Origin of the sequence: Arcticibacter sp. (genome assembly GCF_045629565.1) — a bacterium.
Lineage (GTDB): Bacteria > Bacteroidota > Bacteroidia > Sphingobacteriales > Sphingobacteriaceae > Arcticibacter.
The window spans coordinates 36,200-52,444 of record NZ_JAZQRL010000117.1 but is presented as its reverse complement, the minus strand read 5'-3'; the positions used below and the strand labels follow the sequence as shown (position 1 = coordinate 52,444).

Here is a 16,245-nt window from a genome sequence, read left to right as displayed (position 1 = left end):
TTCTTACTCAGGTCGCCGCGTATGATGCCGCCATGGGCATCCATTATTACTTTTTTGGCTTCAGTACCTCCCCGGACTGGCTTTCTTTGGCTGCGAGGAGGTACACCAGCGAAGCTGTTCCATCCATAGTGGGTTCGTTCGTACTAAAGTCACCTGTGTCATCATGATATACCGCGAGCTGCGACTGGAATTCGGCATACTCATCTTCTTTTTTCATATTAATGCCGAGTAGGTTGCCGAAGATGCTTCCGTAAACGGGACCGTCTACCAGTCCGCCATCCAGCGGGTAATTGTGGAGCACGGTGAATGAAGAGTGCGGATCTACCGGAGTATCGCCATGCGTGGGCAGGCCATAAACCATGGATGTGCCCCAGGGATTGAGTCCGAAGAGCCAGTCGAACGCCGCTTGTTCAAGTTGAAGATAGGAATTGTCTCCGCTCAGTCTGCGATACAAAACGCATTGGATCGCAAAAGCAGTAGTGAGGTTATTGGAACACCAGATAAAGGGAATGCCGCGGTAAAAAGCGTTGTCTTTCGATTTTGCCCATACTTTTTCAATGCCCTCTTTGTAGTAACTGATCAGTTTCGCTTTGTTTGCGGCATCGCTTTTTACCGCCAGCTCGTAGTGGCCGAAGTTATGAAAGGGGTACCATTGGTAATGCCTGGCGGTGTCTGCGCCCATCCAGGGAGTAACTTTCTCCTGTGCGCTATAGTTGAGGGCCTGGTGAAAATATTTTTCGTCTTGTGTAAGCTGAAAAACCGCTGCTGCACCGAGTTCCATGTCGTCTACCCAGTTGTCTTCTTCGTAGAAATAAGGAGCAGAACCTGGCGCCGTTTGCGACACCCCGGGTTTGATCAGGCCATACTGGTAGGCGGTGAGTGACTTTTTTTTCAGCTCCTGTGCCAGGGCATTATCCTGTTTTTCGAAGAGCTGAGCTCCCAGAGCGAAGGCACTGGCAAACTTTCCTGCGGTGGAAGATGTGCCTGTAGCCCTGTTTTTATATTTGTTGTAACCCTGCAGATCTCCGGTAATAAAATAGACAGGGCGACCTTTACCTCTGCCATATCCGTAGTCGACAGCGTCTTGATTGGGCAGGCGGTAACCGGCATGGTCGCGGTCGTCTGCAATCTGATTGAACATCCAGTCGCTCCGGGGGTGCATCTTCATCAGCCAGTCTAGTCCCCATTTGGCTTCATCCAGTACATCAGCTCTCCCATTGCCGCCCTCCAAACCGTTGCTTTGATGCTGGTCTGAAAAAACGTCCTGAAAATCGCGGTATGCGGCAAGCAGGTGATAGGTAGCGTTTGCCGATGTGGTAGAATATTGCAGATAATCGGATGCGTCGTGCCAGCCGCCAACCACGTTGACAGGCGTTTTTTCAGGCATCGGACCATATAGGGAGTAGCCGTCGTGTGTATGGCAGGAGTCTTTCAGGTAGGGGTTGAAGCCGCATCGCTGCTGGCGCATGTAGCGGAGGGCGAAGTCGGCAGTTCCTTTATACACCTGTTCAGAAATATTGAATTCTGGCGAACGTGCGGAGCCGACTTTTATATAATAGGTGCCAGACCTGTCAAAGTCAGAGAAGTCCAGACGGAATGACGTACTGAAGGGGCCATAAGCACCGAAGTTTTTACCTGTCTTTCGCTTGAGTACAGACTTTCCTCCTTTGGCATCTATGAGTTCAAAGAACTTCAAGTTACGGGATCCTTTATATCCCAGAACGGCTACTTTGACTCCTCCGGGGGTGTAACCCAACTGATTTATTCTGATCCAGGAGTTTTCGGGTGCTGCTGCGGAGATATTTGCAAGAAAAAGCAGCATTAAGGCAAAAAAAATAGAAGACCGGTTCATTAGCTTGCAGTTTTATGCGACAGTTTACATTTACCATATAAAATAACGCAGAAAACAGTGCATAAACAAGTCTTCTATCCGGGTTTTACCATAAAAGATAAGATCCTATAAGACCTTTTTGCATTAGATTTTTTCCGCCTGGTATCCTACAGCCTCCAGAGCCGCTACTACTTTTTCCGCAGGAACAGCTTCAGAGATGGTCAATGTCCGTTGGGGATCCTTTAAGTCAACTTCCCAGTTGCTGTCTCCTACTGCATTGTTTAGTGCATCGGTTACTTTTGCCACGCAGGCATCACACTTGATATTGGTTTTGAACTTTGTTGTTTCCATGATATTTATAATAAATTGATTTCGTATTTGTTTGTATTTGCTGCTTTAGAGCTTTGTTGTTTTGAGCCGAAGACTATTGCTGACGACAGAAACAGAACTGAGAGCCATGGCCGCCCCTGCGATCATCGGGTCCAAAAGGAAGCCGTTATACGCATAAAGCACGCCGGCTGCAAGCGGAATCCCGATGATGTTATAAATAAATGCCCAGAACAGGTTCTGGTGGATGGTTTGAACGGTTTTCCGGGATAGCCGCAGCGCCTTGGGGATAGACTGCAGATCTGAAGTAATGAGTGTTATCTTCGCCACGTCCATCGCTATATCCGAACCCTTGCCCATAGCGATGCTTACATCTGCCTGCGCCAGGGCATGGGAGTCGTTTATTCCGTCGCCCACCATGGCAACCACCTTACCCTGCCTTTGAAGTTCTTTAACGAAGTCGGCCTTTTCTGAAGGAAGTACTTCTGCCTTATACCGGGAAATCCCAACCTCTCCGGCTATCGCAGCGGCGGTTTGTTTGTTGTCCCCGGTGAGCATATAGACGTCTATTCCCATCTCTTTCAAGGTTCGGACGGCGTTTTTAGATCCGGCTTTGATTTTGTCAGAGACGGCAATTAACGCCAGAACATTGTCTTCATCTGCGAAGTAAATGACCGTATTCGCTTTTTCATGAAGCGCCCTTGCCCGGTCGGCAAGAAACACATCCAGGTGGATGTGTTTTTCATCAATCAGTTGCCTGTTTCCTGCAAAGTATGCCTCTCCAAGAAAAGTCGCCCGCACGCCTCTTGCTGTAAGGCTCTCAAAGGAGTCGTATGGAATGGCGGTGGCTCCCTTTTCCTTTAGATGTCCGACAATGGCTTCTGCCAGGGGATGTTCAGAGTGCATCTCCAGGCTATATAGAACATTACTTACCTGCTTTTTATCCATGTCAGAGAGCGCGCTCCAGACCACTTCGGTAACCTGAGGCTTTCCTTCGGTGATTGTACCGGTTTTGTCCAGGACCAGCGCATTCACTTTATGCCCAAGCTCCAGACTTTCTGCATCTTTGATCAGGACGTTATTTTCCGCCCCTTTCCCTACTCCTACCATGATCGCCGTAGGCGTGGCAAGACCCAGGGCACAGGGGCAAGCGATCACCAGCACGGTGATGGAGGTGAGCAGGGCGTGGGTAAAGGCATCCTCTCCGCCAAAGATCATCCAGGCGACAAAGGTCAGGATCGCTATGGAGATGACCACCGGCACAAATATCCCCGCCACTTTATCGACCAACTTTTGTACAGGAGCCTTGCTGCCCTGAGCCTCGCCGACCATCTTGATGATGTGTGCCAACAGGGTTTCACTTCCGACCTTTTCTGCCACGAACTGCAGACTGCCCTTCTGATTGATCGTTCCGGCAAAGAGCTTATCGTCTTTCTCCTTCCTGACAGGCACCGGCTCTCCTGTAATCATACTCTCATCAACATAAGAGCTTCCGGACAGGATAAGGCCGTCGACTGGAATACGTTCACCCGGACGCAGGACGATGACGCTGCCTGTTTGCACATCGCCGATCGGCACTTCCTTTTCTTGTCCGTTTTCAAGAACCCTTACCGTGTTTGGCTGCAGCCCCATCAGCTTTTTAATAGCGGAGGATGTATTTGACTTCGCTTTCTCTTCGAGCAGCTTGCCCAGGAGGATGAAAGCGACAATGACAGCGGCCGCTTCGAAATATACGTGCGGGTGTATTCCCCTGCTATGCCAGAACTCCGGATAGACTGTATTAAACACGCTGAAAATATAGGCGATGCCGGTGCTGAGGGCTACCAGCGTATCCATATTGGCCTTCCCATGCTGTGCCTGCTTCCAGGCATTGATATAGAAAGAGCGACCGAACCAGCATAATACCGGCAGGGTCAGCACCATAGAAACCCAGTTCGCATAGGGCATATCCATAAAGAACATGCCTATAAGGAATACCGGAAAGGCCAAAGCAGAGGCCCATATCGTACGCTGACGTATTTCCTTGTAATGCTGCAGCTGCAGGTCGCTCTGAACTTTTGACGGATCTTCTACATTGACGATAATATCATAACCCACGGAGCGAACCGCCTTCTGAAGTTCGAGAGGGTTCGTCTGCGTGTCATCAAATTCTGCCCAGGCGGTTTCATTAGCGAAATTGACTCCTGCATCCTGCACTCCCGGTGCTGTCTTTAAGATCGATTCTACGCTTGACGCACAGGAAGCACAACTCATCCCGGTTACGGGGAATGTCTGTCTGACGACTGATTTGCTTGCTGATGATTGATTCTTCATACCTGTTATCTTACACTACAAAGTTACGAACAGAGCGTGCCGATGGTTTTACATAATTCGTATGAAGCCTTATATCTTATTTTGATCACGACTAAAGAGCGCTTCCGGAAGTTTTTTAAAAAATATTTGAATTGTAATTAACACATTATCTTGATGTTGATTCCCGAAAGGAGTTACACACCTGTTTTTAGCGCTAAAATGTTTTGGAAAACCCAATAAAGCGCTTACATTTGCTCCCGCTGAGAGAGAAACAAAGCGTTTTAAACAGCAAAATATATTTTAAAATATATTTGCAAGAAAAAACAAAGTTAGTATCTTTGCAGACCCTCAACAAAGAGATCATTTAAAGATCAAAAGAGTTGAAATTCGGGGTGTAGCGTAGCCCGGTATCGCGCCACATTTGGGATGTGGAGGTCGTAGGTTCGAATCCTGCCACCCCGACATCAGGGAATAAAATCCGGAAAGATTAAACCTCTAAGTTTTATTACTTAGAGGTTTTTTTTGTGCCTGCCCCGGTAACAATACTTACCAATTCTTCACAAAATAGCGGCGTAACATACTCATAAAGACCTTAGTAACACCCTAAATAATATATTCGCCCTGAAAACTACAATGTCGCACATGATCAAAGTCTGCTGGATAACAAAGGGGCCATCGAATTACCTTACTGATGAATTCTCTGTAAGCTATCTGAAAAGTAAAGATATCGGGTACACGAATAACCTGTTGGCGGCCGATATTTTATTGGCTCCGAGTCAATTGTCACGCCGCTTCAAATTACTGCACAGTTTGCTGTTCTTTAAGAAGAAGATCGTGTGGACGAATGAACCCGCGTTTGATCGTACGTTTGAAAACTTCAGAAGTAAGGGAAAGACGGTAATGAATGCGTACAGTGGCAATGTTTTCATGCATAATCTTCATTTCCTGGGTTCATATCACTACGACTTCGATAATGACCTTGGCATAAATTTACATGATCCGCCCTCAAAACTGATGACGATAAACGATCTGAAGAAAAAGAACCAGAAGTGTCTTTGTGTCTACGGCTACCGCAATCCGGAGGAGGCTTCTATAATCTATCAGGAAGGAGAAATAAGTCTGAACGAAGCCAGACAAGATGCTGCACAATTTCTCTATGACAAAGGGATGGCCGATATAATGGGTAAAGGATGGCCTAAAGGCATTCAGATCATCGAACAGAGCGGTTACGACAGCGGTGAAAACAAATGGTGGATAAGGAAGATCGATATGCTAAAAAAGTATAAGTTCAACATTTGCTTAGAAAATACGGCCTTCCCCTATTATTGTACAGAAAAAATCTGGCATGCGATTGCTGGTGAATGCCTCCCTGTTTATAGTAGCGCCGGCAATGCTATCTACGATACATTTCCTAAAAATTCTTTCGTCGACATGTCTGAATTTGCATCTTTGGAGCAGCTGTATAACTTTTTGAAAGACATGCCGGACGAGGAATATGTGGAGAGGTATAATAAATGTCTTCAGGTGTTAAGGGAATCCTGCCGAAACAGAGTGCAAAATCCCAACATGAAGACCGACATACTGGAGAACTTTGTTCAGGAAGTTCGCGCACTCGCAGGTAAGGCTGATCCCCTGCCGAACGGCAACCGGCAAATGAGGCTCCATTCAGATATCGGTACTTAAGCAGGGCATGATTGCTCCAACCAACGTCACCACAAGCTGTCGGGACAGTGTTTCTATACCGGTTATTTCACAAGCACATGGACAGTGAGAAGAAGGTTGGGGAGAGGTTCTCGCTTGTTGTGTACTTACTTCTGATTAAAGGTCTGTAAATTCAACCATGATTTCGCGATAGTGTCATCATACGAACAACAATAACCGACCAAAAATAAACCAATCATTTATAAAGGCATCCGTCAACATTAGAAGCCGAAACTACTATGCTTTTTAACTCATTGCATTTCCTCTTCTTCTTTATCGTCGTTACACCCGCCTTCTTTCTATTGCCTCATCAGCACAGGTGGAAGCTGCTGCTAGCGGCAAGTTGTTATTTCTATATGACGTTTGTTCCGGTCTACATTTTAATCCTGGGATTTACGATCGTGGTAGACTATTTCGCCGGGATATTCATAGAGAATAATAAGGGCAGAAGAAGAAAATTCTTTTTGGTTTTAAGCCTGATTGCCAATATCGGAGTTCTCGCCATTTTTAAATACTACAACTTCCTCAATGAAAATATATCCCTCTTTTTGGGAAATACCGGCTATACAAACAACATCCCGTATCTGGATATCTTACTACCTATAGGACTCTCTTTCCATACATTTCAGGCAATGAGCTATACCATTGAGGTATATCGTGGTAATCAAAAAGCAGAACGGCATTTTGGAATCTATTCGCTATATGTGATGTTTTATCCCCAGTTAGTAGCAGGACCAATTGAACGGCCTCAGAATATCCTTCCACAACTGCATGAAGAAAAGCACCTGGAATACGAGAACGTAGTAGAAGGATTGAAGCAGATCATTTGGGGATTGTTTAAAAAAGTAGTCATCGCAGATAGATTATCGCTCTATGTGGATGCTGTCTATAATAATTCCGATCAGCACAGCGGAATAACGCTTATCGTTGCCACTGTCTTCTTCGCATTCCAGATCTACTGTGACTTCTCCGGGTATTCTGACATCGCGATAGGCTGTGCCAGGGTGATGGGCTACCGGCTGATGATTAATTTCAGGCGTCCTTACCTTGCGGCCAGTATCAAAGAGTTTTGGTCCAGGTGGCACATCTCTCTCTCCACCTGGTTCAGGGACTACCTCTATTTTCCTCTGGGCGGAAATAAAGTATCTCAGCTAAGATGGTACCTTAATCTGTTTATTGTCTTTATGGTGAGCGGTCTCTGGCATGGTGCTAACTGGACCTTTATCATCTGGGGAGCGCTACACGGGATTTATCAGATCTTCAGTGTATCGTTCAAGAATCTAAACGAACGTAATATACTGGGATATCGGCCCCTGAGCAGTGCCTTTCATGCGCTGATCACTTTTACGCTGGTCTGCTTCGCCTGGATATTCTTCAGGGCTAATGATGTTCACCAGGCATTTGCTATCTGCAAAAGTATTTTCACTTTTAAGCCTGGCGGGTTGTTTATTGGCACCCCGGAAAGCTTCGCCTATTCCCTGATCTGGATTTTGTTCCTACTGGGCGTGGAATACATTTCTGAATACTATTCTGATATCATCAAGGTGTTTAATCATCCCAACCGGGCACTGCGATATGCCGGGTATACTATCATTGTATTGTGCATCATCTTGTTTGGGGTCTTTAACGGAGGGCAGTTTATCTATTTTCAATTTTAGGCATGAAAGCATTCTACCAATTATCGATAAACGGGATTCTGCTGCTGGCTCTGTTCATCGCGGCAGACAGGGGGCTTGGAAAATTAATCGAACATTATTTCTTCACCGAAAAACAGGGAGATTCAGCTGTAACCACTCACGGGGTACTGCACACCCGTGAAGACATTCTTATTTTTGGCAGCTCGAGGGCAAGCCATCATTATATACCTGAACTTATCGGCCAGCAGACCGGTCTGTCATGCTATAACCTTGGTCGCGATGGGATGAAAATGAAGTATTACGAAACGCTCTTGAAAGCGGTTTTAAGCCATCACATACCCAAAGTTGTGATACTGGACCTGAACCTGAATGATTTTGAAGATGAAGATGACGAAGGCCAGCGGCTGACGACTGTATTCATGCCTTATATCAACAAAAACAGAGAAATCCATGATTTGATCTATACCGAGAGCAAAAAGGAATATTCGCTGGCAAATATCTCTGCCCTTTACAGGGTTAATTCTTTACCCTTGTCCATCTTACAGCACCACCTGGAAATCGGACAAAAGCAGTTTAATGGATACGAACCACTTGTGGGTGCGATGCCAAAGATCAGCAGGGCAAGGCGTATTGACAACAAACGTTATAAGGAGTCGGCCGCCAAATTAGTCGCGTTTGAGAATTTTGTTAAAGAAACACAATCCCGCAAGATAAAGCTCCATGTTTTGATCTCTCCCGGAATGAAGATTTACAAGCATAACGCCCTCAAAACGGCAGACAGCATCTTGAATAAATACAACCTGAAAGCGAACAACTATCTGGAGCTGTTCAAACCGGATGCTTATGACATGTTTTACGATGGCGCTCACTTAAACGAGGATGGTGCAAAAGCATTTACGACGACCATCGTTGCGGCACATCTTCTCTAATGTAACGATCTCCTTATGCGGGACGCAGGTTTAGCCTGATTTTTCTTGCTGACTAATCGTTGAAAGAAACCGCGGCTGGTATAAATACAGGAGACTCCAGATAGCCTGACTAAACATTTGTACCATAAAACGGATGAAAAGTGTCCTTTTTACAGATGCACGTCTGTTAAATTTGGCCTTAATTACAACCATTAAGACCTGACAACGTGAAAGAAAAAGCAGTACTTTTTACGATGGCGTTTGCGGCTCTGCTATTAACCAATTGCAGCAGCATCAGCAAGACATCGGAAACCAAACAACTATCCACTTTAAAGGATGCCTTCAAGGACGATTTTCTGATTGGAACGGCGGTTAACGTGAACCAGATTCAAGAAACGAACCCCCAGTTAACAGAAGTTGAGGTGGCGCATTTCAATGCGGTTACGCCCGAAAACATCATGAAAGCGGAGGTATTACAACCAGAAAAAGGAAGGTATGATTTTGAAATGGCCGACCAGCTGGTTGATCAGGCAAAACGACGGAACATGGTTGTCAACGCCCATGCGCTGATCTGGCATAGCCAGTTGCCGCGCTTCGTTAGACGAATGAAAGATGCTGATTCGGTCAGGCACTTTTTCAAAGATCACATCACCACCGTTGCCACACGGTACAAAGACAAAGTTTATTCATGGGATGTGGTGAACGAGGCTTTAAATGAAGACGGCACGATGCGGAAATCGATCTTTTTAGATAAGATGGGCGAAGATTTCGTCGTCGAGGCATTCCGGCTGACACAGGCCGTTTCACCCCAAACGAAGCTGTACTATAACGACTATAACATAGAACAACCAAAAAAGCGAGCTGGTGCTATCCGCCTGATTAAACAAATCCAGGCGGCTGGTGTCCGTATCGACGGTGTAGGCATACAGGGTCACTGGAATGTGAATAATATTCCGATGAAAGATATTGAAGATTCTATTCTGGAATTTGCTGCACTGGGTATTGACGTGATGTTCACAGAGCTTGATATCAGCGTGCTGCCAAATCCGTTCGAGTCTGCAACAGCAGATGTAGGCGCGCGTGCGGAATATAACGCTAAGATGAACCCTTATGCTAGCGGCTTACCTGACAGCGTTCAGAACAAGCTGGCAAAGGGCTACGAATCACTGTTCCGCCTTTTCCTGAAGCATAAAGATAAGATAGGACGCGTTACGTTATGGGGCGTTAGTGATGCCGACTCATGGCTTAATGACTGGCCGGTAAGAGGAAGAACCAATTACCCTCTGCTTTTCGACAGGGAACTAAAGCCTAAGGCTGCTTTCCATCAGCTGATGAATATTAAAAAAGACGTATCTTCAAACCAGCAAACTAACCATGTACAGCTCAAATAGCGAAACCGCGAATTCTGAAAAAGCCAGGAATGAACTACTGCCTCCAGAACTTCAGAAACTATCTGTAGTAGAGAAAATCGGCTATAGTCTGGGAGATCTTGCAGCCAACCTTATTTTCCAAACACTGATGGCATTCCTTGCCTTCTTTTATACGGATATTTACAAGATACCACCTGCCGCTGCCAGTCTGGTGATTTTAATCGGTGGTGTGGTAGGGGCCTTTTTTAATCTGGCGATGGGTGCAATTGCAGACCGGACCAACACGCGCTGGGGGAAGTTCAGGCCGTGGATATTGTGGACGGCTATTCCCTTCGGCGTTATTTCTTTACTTGCGTTCTCTACTCCCAACTTTAATGAGAGCGGAAAAATCGCGTATGCTTTTATCACGTACTTCTTGCTGGTGCTGGTTTACTCTGCCAATAACCTGCCCTATTCAGCGTTGAGCGGTGTACTGACGGGGAGTATGAAAGAGCGGAACAGCCTGGCTTCCTATCGCTTCACCGCGGTAATGGTGGCGCAATTTATCATTCAGGTACTGCTGCTTCCGTTGGCCCTATCCCTGGGCGACGGGGATAAGGCGAATGGCTTCGAAAAGGTGATGTTGGTGTTTGCGGTGACGGGGGTTATTTGTTTCATTATCACGTTCTTCACGACGAAGGAAAGGGTCGTTCCGGCGAAAGAACAGAAAACGCCGATTTTACAAGATCTGGCCGACCTCTCGAAGAACAAGCCCTGGATCATTATGCTGGTTCTTACGATATTGGTATTCATTACGCTTGCGACAAGGGGCGGCATGAACATTTTCTATTTTAAGTACTACCTCTCAGAAGCCAGCCAGGTACAGTTTCTGGAGCTTATCGGCTTTGAAGGTATAATTGGTTGGTTGGGTACCATATTTACGCCCGAAGCATTTGTGGAATTCTCGAAATCAGATAATGCGCCTTATGCGGTTGCGAGTTTAAGCAGCGCATTGAGTACCATTTCGATGATCGTGGGTATTGCCTTTTCTAAGCCGCTTGCGGATAGGTTTGGTAAACGAAACGTCTTCGGCTGGTTTCTGGCAGCGTCGGCGTTCACTTTAATTGCGATCAACTTTTTGCCGACAACCGCCGTGATCGCGGTGTTTGTTGCCCAGATTGGATTTGGCTTCCTTTATGGCATTACGACTCCTTTGTTGTGGACCATGATAGCAGACGTGGCCGACTACAGTGAGTGGAAAAATAACAGAAGAGCTACGGCCATCATATTTTCGGCCATGATATTTGGTCTGAAAGTAGGATTAAGTGTTGGCGGAGCGCTTTCAGCATGGTTGCTGGGCGTGTTTGGCTACATACCGGACGCAACCGCCCAACCGGAATCGGCTATGACCGGAATCCGGTTGCTGATGAGTGTTATTCCTGGCGGCATATTTCTGGCAGCGGCATCCTTGCTGTTCTGGTATCCGATCCGTAAAGAAACGGAGCTGGAGATAGAAAGGGATCTTGCGGCGCGGCGTTCCCAATATGCGGCTGACCAAGTGATTTAAACATAGTTCCTAATTAAAATTAATGATATGCCTGAAGATAATATTGACCATATTGATTTTGTAGAATTAAACAAGTTAGCCATTTCCAGCCCTCTGGTTAAGCATATTTATACAGCAGACCCCTCAGCCCACGTCTTTGAAGGAAAGATCTACATCTACCCTTCTCATGATATTGATGCGGGAGAGGCTTTTGATGATCTGGGAAGCCACTTTGCTATGGAGGACTATCATGTGCTTTCTATGGATAGCCCGGACGGCGAAGTAACCGATCATGGTCTTGCCCTGCATGTGAGGGATGTGCCCTGGGCGGAACGACAGATGTGGGCCCCTGATGCTGCAGAAAAAAACGGAACATATTATTTGTACTTCCCGGCAAAAAAAGCGGATAGCCTATTCCAGATTGGGGTGGCGACAAGCAGTTCGCCAGCGGGTCCTTTCGTTGCCGAGCCGGAAGCCATTGAGGGCAGCTATTCTATTGACCCCGCTGTTTTCCAGGATGATGACGGAAAGTATTACATGTATTTCGGCGGAATTTGGGGCGGACAGCTGCAGCACTACCGTGACAATCACTATAATGCAGCGTATCTGGAACCTGAAGCGCATGAAGTCGCCCTGGGACCACGTGTTGCCTTGCTTACTGACGACATGAAGCAGTTTGCGGAGCCTGTCAAAGAGCTCGTTATCACGGATGAAGACGGAAATGCGCTGTTAGCAGGAGACAATAGCCGCCGTTTTTTTGAAGCCGCCTGGATGCATAAGCACAATGGCAAATATTATTTCACCTATTCGACCGGCGATACGCATCTGATCTGCTATGCCATAGGAGACAACCCGTATGGGCCATTCAAATATTCGGGCGTGATCCTTACGCCTGTTGTAGGATGGACTTCCCACCATTCCATAGTTGAATTCAAAGGCAATTGGTACTTGTATTATCATGATTCATCCTTGTCCAGCGGGGTTACTCACCTTCGCTCGGTAAAGGTAACCCCCCTCGTTCATCAGGAAGACGGTACAATTCAGACAATAAACCCATACAGACAACCGGTTTCATAATAAGATATCTATTAATGAAAGTATTTATTCTCGCAGCAATCCAATGGTTGCTGCTTTCAACCCTTATGGCCCAGGAGGCCGTAATTTCCAGTCCGAATAAGCTTCTGACGCTGCAGGTACATGTCCGGGACGGAAAACCGATGTACGCTGTCACTTACCGGGGAAAAGTAATGCTTGAACAATCGCCGCTCGGTCTGAAAACCAATGAGGGAGACTTCAGTTCCGGGATGACGTATTTGACCAAGAAAGAAGGCTCTGTCAATAAAAAGTACAGTCAGGATAGAATAAAGCAATCGGAAATTGAATACATCGCAAATAGCCTGACCTGTACGTTTGAGAACGCACAAAAGAAACAAATCAGTATTGTATTTCAGGTGAGCAATAACGATGTCGCTTTCCGGTATGAACTGCCCGCTTGGGGAGAAAGGATGTCGTGTGTTGTAGAAAGTGAAAGTACAGGATTTAAATTCCCGTCCTCGACTACTACATTCCTGTCGCCGGTGATGAGTCCCATGACCGGTTTCGCGAGAACGGCACCAAGTTATGAAAGCTCCTATGCGGCAGATGCTCCAATGATCAGGAGCAATCCGCACGATAGAGGGTACGTCTTTCCAGGACTTTTCCGGTTAGCTAACGACGGATGGGTACTCTTGTCTGAGACCGGCGTAAGCAGTTTATACTGTGCATCGCACCTTAGCGAATATTCCAAAGATGGCGTTTATACTATTGAGTATCCTGATAGGAAAGAGAACAATGGATTCGGAAGTTCGGGAGCTGCTATCGCCCTGCCCGGGGCTACGCCATGGAGAACGATCACCCTTGGCGAGAACTTAAAGCCGATCGTTGAAACAACGATTCCTTTTGATGTGGTTGATCCTTTATATGAGCCGTCTCAAAAGTACAAGTTCGGACGTTCTACCTGGAGCTGGATCGTATGGCAGGATGCCAGTATGAACTACGAGGATCAGGTAAAATACATTGACCTGGCTGCTTCTCTTAAGTATGAGTACATACTTATAGACGCACTCTGGGACGCCAACATCGGCAAAGAGAAGATGGCGGAGTTGATCAAATATGCGAACGCTAAAGGGGTGGATGTATTTCTTTGGTATAACTCCAACGGCTCGTTTAATGATGCCCCGCAAGGACCGCGAAATAAGATGAACACCGCAATCGCGAGGAAAAAGGAAATGAAGTGGCTGCAGGACGTCGGCGTTAAGGGTCTGAAGGTGGATTTCTTCGGAGGCGACAAACAGGAGACTATGCGTTTGTATGAAGATATTCTGTCTGACGGAAACGACCATGGTTTGATGATCATTTTTCATGGAGCTACCTTGCCGAGGGGCTGGGAAAGAATGTATCCTAACTTCGTAGGAAGTGAAGCTGTCGTAGCGTCTGAGATGCTTATTTTCGTTCAGAACGTTCGCGAGGCGGAAGCCTATAACGCAACCTTACACCCTTTTATAAGGAATGCTGTGGGAAGTATGGAGTTTGGCGGAACCTTGCTCAATAAGTACCTGGTTAAAAGCAATGAAGGTAGAAATAAACGTTTAACAACTGATGCTTTTCAACTTGCTACAGCCGTATTATTTCAGAATCCTGTTCAGGTGTTTGCCCTTACACCGAATAATTTGACGGATGTTCCTGCTTTCGAAATTGATTTCATGAAGCAAGTGCCCACCACATGGGACGAGACGATTTACATTGACGGGTATCCTGGTAAATATTGTGTTATAGCCCGACGACATGGAAATGACTGGTATATAGCCGGTGCGAATGCAGAAAAGCAGGTGTTCAAGAAAAAGATCAAGCTGCCCATGCTAGCGGGAAAGAAGGTACGGCTATATGGTGACGATAAGAATAAGGAACCTTACACTAAGGATCTTGAAATCAAAAAAGGCGGAGAGCTGGAGATTGAGATGCAACCCTCGGGAGGATTTGTCTTAGCACCTGGTAAATAAAAAGACCCTGGTATCAGCTGATACCAGGGTCTTTTTATTTCTTATTAACGCCCGGATATTTTATCACTTATCCGGAAATAATCAAAGTCTGCAAACCCTCCGGTAGTTTTGGTGCCATAATTGAAGAGTCCGAACCGGTATCCCATAAAGTGGGGCATCGTATAGGACATTTGAAGTGCAGAGCCAATAGCTGTCCATGACTTGCCATCGAGACTGTAATAAAACCAGGCTTTATCTGCTCTTTGCTTGAAGTCACACTCCGCTTTCAGATAAACTACGTTTTGCGTTAAGGAAACTTTTTGAGATTCAGTCGGCTTACTACCCTTTCCTTGAACCATCACAATTGACTTGGTTCCGTTTTCTGATTTCACTCCTACCCAACCAAAATCTTTTTGGAGCAGTATGAGTCCGGCGCAATCACCGTCTTTCAGATTGGAAACGTCAAGAGCTGTTATAGCAGAAGACTCCGGTCCGAAAGTACGTTGAGTCAGCGTATTGCGGGCCATCAGAACGCTGCTGTCAATTCTTCCTGTAGTGAGTCTAAGATGCCCTTTACGCTTGGTTACGGACCACAGGCTATTTTCAGGGTTATGGTTCCATTGCCAAACCAGGGGAAGGGCCCGATCATTCTTCGTTCTATTAAATTCGTCGCTAGCGACGATACCAGGAGAGAGTCCCTTGCTTGCCGGAAGAGCCAGCGTTTCCGGAACCTTACCATTGACCCCTAATACGGGCCAACCATCTTCCCACTTCACCGGGACAAGATATGGAATGCGGCCTACCGCTCCAAAGTCGCGAAAAAGGTAAGCGTACCAGGTACCATCGGGTTTGTCAATCAAGCCGCCCTGAGCAACACCCAGGTCCTGCAAAGCGACCTTTCCTTCCCAGGGACCGGTAAGCCTATCCGCCCGGTGTATCACGACAGTCCGCATTCCGCCACTGGGCCAGGTAATGTTGAAAAGGTAGTACTTCCCGTTTATCTTAAAGAGCTGGGAGCCCTCCCCTAAACCACTGTTTCCGACAGCCTGGCTTGGCTGAGTGGAATCTTTAATAATAACTTGATTTACCCCTCCGCCTTTGATGCCTGACAGATCGTCTTTCAATTCCACCAGTTTCAGTTCCTTGTTTCCGTAAATCATATAGGCTTTGCCGTCATCATCAAAAAACAGGGAATGATCATGCAGGGAGGGGCTGAAAGAAATCTCTTTCCACGGACCTCTTTCAATATCCTGAGTCGTGTAGATATGGGTTTTACCGCTTGTAGCGGCGAATGTAGAGACATAATAAGTGCCCTTGTGGTGTCGAATGCTGCTAGCCCATGACCCTCTCCCATAAGTTGACTTTCCGTTATTCAGGTTCATCTCGTCGTTATCTACCAGTCTGTCATAGGCATAGCTGACCATGGTCCAGTTAACCAGGTCTTTCGACTTCATGATTGGCAGGCCGGGACTCATGTGCATGGTGGTACTGCTCATATAGTAGGTATCTCCGACACGGATCAGGGCAATGTCGGGAACATCTGCATGGATAATTGGGTTTTTAGCCTGTTGTGCGACTGAACTGTAATTGGCGAACAGTAGCAAAGTAAGCAGGCTCAATAGGAGTCTATTCATAAT

General features: G+C 46.5%; 11 protein-coding genes and 1 tRNA gene. 8 read left to right on the top strand and 4 right to left on the bottom strand.

Annotated elements, in window-relative coordinates:
• Window positions 1–46: 46 nt before the first annotated feature.
• The 3 genes from ACKI5J_RS16335 to ACKI5J_RS16325 all read right to left on the bottom strand — a co-directional run bounded on the left by ACKI5J_RS16335 (window position 47) and on the right by ACKI5J_RS16325 (window position 4,471).
• Window positions 47–1,852 (bottom strand): glycoside hydrolase family 9 protein, encoded by a 1,806-nt coding sequence (locus tag ACKI5J_RS16335; RefSeq protein ID WP_407430556.1) that lies wholly within the window; start codon window positions 1,850–1,852, stop codon window positions 47–49.
• 123 nt (window positions 1,853–1,975) lie between these two features.
• Window positions 1,976–2,182 (bottom strand): heavy-metal-associated domain-containing protein, encoded by a 207-nt coding sequence (locus ACKI5J_RS16330; protein WP_407430555.1) that lies wholly within the window; start codon window positions 2,180–2,182, stop codon window positions 1,976–1,978.
• Window positions 2,183–2,227: 45 nt separating this feature from the next.
• Complete coding sequence (locus ACKI5J_RS16325) at window positions 2,228–4,471, bottom strand: heavy metal translocating P-type ATPase (RefSeq protein ID WP_407430554.1); 2,244 nt, start codon at window positions 4,469–4,471, stop codon at window positions 2,228–2,230.
• Between the two features lie 367 nt (window positions 4,472–4,838).
• Here ACKI5J_RS16325 and ACKI5J_RS16320 point away from each other — a divergent pair.
• The 8 genes from ACKI5J_RS16320 to ACKI5J_RS16285 all read left to right on the top strand — a co-directional run bounded on the left by ACKI5J_RS16320 (window position 4,839) and on the right by ACKI5J_RS16285 (window position 14,629).
• Window positions 4,839–4,912 (top strand) — tRNA-Pro (locus tag ACKI5J_RS16320).
• Window positions 4,913–5,092: 180 nt separating this feature from the next.
• A complete protein-coding gene (locus ACKI5J_RS16315) occupies window positions 5,093–6,133 on the top strand; it encodes a glycosyltransferase family 10 domain-containing protein (RefSeq protein WP_407430553.1) in 1,041 nt (346 codons plus the stop codon).
• Between the two features lie 257 nt (window positions 6,134–6,390).
• Complete coding sequence (locus ACKI5J_RS16310) at window positions 6,391–7,809, top strand: MBOAT family O-acyltransferase (protein ID WP_407430552.1); 1,419 nt, start codon at window positions 6,391–6,393, stop codon at window positions 7,807–7,809.
• Window positions 7,810–7,811: 2 nt separating this feature from the next.
• On the top strand, window positions 7,812–8,717 hold the full coding sequence (locus ACKI5J_RS16305) for an SGNH/GDSL hydrolase family protein (protein ID WP_407430551.1): 906 nt from the start codon (window positions 7,812–7,814) through the stop codon (window positions 8,715–8,717).
• 206 nt (window positions 8,718–8,923) lie between these two features.
• On the top strand, window positions 8,924–10,087 hold the full coding sequence (locus ACKI5J_RS16300; protein ID WP_407430550.1) for an endo-1,4-beta-xylanase: 1,164 nt from the start codon (window positions 8,924–8,926) through the stop codon (window positions 10,085–10,087).
• Entirely contained in the window at window positions 10,071–11,612 is a 1,542-nt protein-coding gene (locus tag ACKI5J_RS16295; protein WP_407430549.1) for an MFS transporter, read from the top strand. The genes ACKI5J_RS16300 and ACKI5J_RS16295 overlap by 17 nt, the downstream gene beginning before the upstream one ends.
• Window positions 11,613–11,639: 27 nt before the next feature.
• Window positions 11,640–12,668 (top strand): glycoside hydrolase family 43 protein, encoded by a 1,029-nt coding sequence (locus ACKI5J_RS16290; RefSeq protein WP_407430548.1) that lies wholly within the window; start codon window positions 11,640–11,642, stop codon window positions 12,666–12,668.
• A 14-nt stretch (window positions 12,669–12,682) separates the two neighbouring features.
• Window positions 12,683–14,629, top strand: a complete 1,947-nt coding sequence (locus ACKI5J_RS16285; protein ID WP_407430547.1) for a glycoside hydrolase family 97 catalytic domain-containing protein — start codon at window positions 12,683–12,685, stop codon at window positions 14,627–14,629.
• A gap of 44 nt (window positions 14,630–14,673) precedes the next feature.
• Here ACKI5J_RS16285 and ACKI5J_RS16280 read toward each other — a convergent pair whose 3' ends face one another.
• Window positions 14,674–16,242: a glycoside hydrolase 43 family protein gene (locus ACKI5J_RS16280; RefSeq protein ID WP_407430546.1), complete on the bottom strand. Its 1,569-nt coding sequence runs from the start codon at window positions 16,240–16,242 to the stop codon at window positions 14,674–14,676.
• Window positions 16,243–16,245: the final 3 nt, after the last annotated feature.

Coding starts and splice junctions, on each gene's coding strand:
- ACKI5J_RS16290 (WP_407430548.1), top strand. CDS start 11,640: ATGCCTGAAGATAATATTGACCATATTGATTTTGTAGAATTAAACAAG.
- ACKI5J_RS16295 (WP_407430549.1), top strand. CDS start 10,071: ATGTACAGCTCAAATAGCGAAACCGCGAATTCTGAAAAAGCCAGGAAT.
- ACKI5J_RS16315 (WP_407430553.1), top strand. CDS start 5,093: ATGATCAAAGTCTGCTGGATAACAAAGGGGCCATCGAATTACCTTACT.
- ACKI5J_RS16310 (WP_407430552.1), top strand. CDS start 6,391: ATGCTTTTTAACTCATTGCATTTCCTCTTCTTCTTTATCGTCGTTACA.
- ACKI5J_RS16305 (WP_407430551.1), top strand. CDS start 7,812: ATGAAAGCATTCTACCAATTATCGATAAACGGGATTCTGCTGCTGGCT.
- ACKI5J_RS16335 (WP_407430556.1), bottom strand. CDS start 1,852: ATGAACCGGTCTTCTATTTTTTTTGCCTTAATGCTGCTTTTTCTTGCA.
- ACKI5J_RS16330 (WP_407430555.1), bottom strand. CDS start 2,182: ATGGAAACAACAAAGTTCAAAACCAATATCAAGTGTGATGCCTGCGTG.
- ACKI5J_RS16325 (WP_407430554.1), bottom strand. CDS start 4,471: ATGAAGAATCAATCATCAGCAAGCAAATCAGTCGTCAGACAGACATTC.
- ACKI5J_RS16280 (WP_407430546.1), bottom strand. CDS start 16,242: ATGAATAGACTCCTATTGAGCCTGCTTACTTTGCTACTGTTCGCCAAT.
- ACKI5J_RS16285 (WP_407430547.1), top strand. CDS start 12,683: ATGAAAGTATTTATTCTCGCAGCAATCCAATGGTTGCTGCTTTCAACC.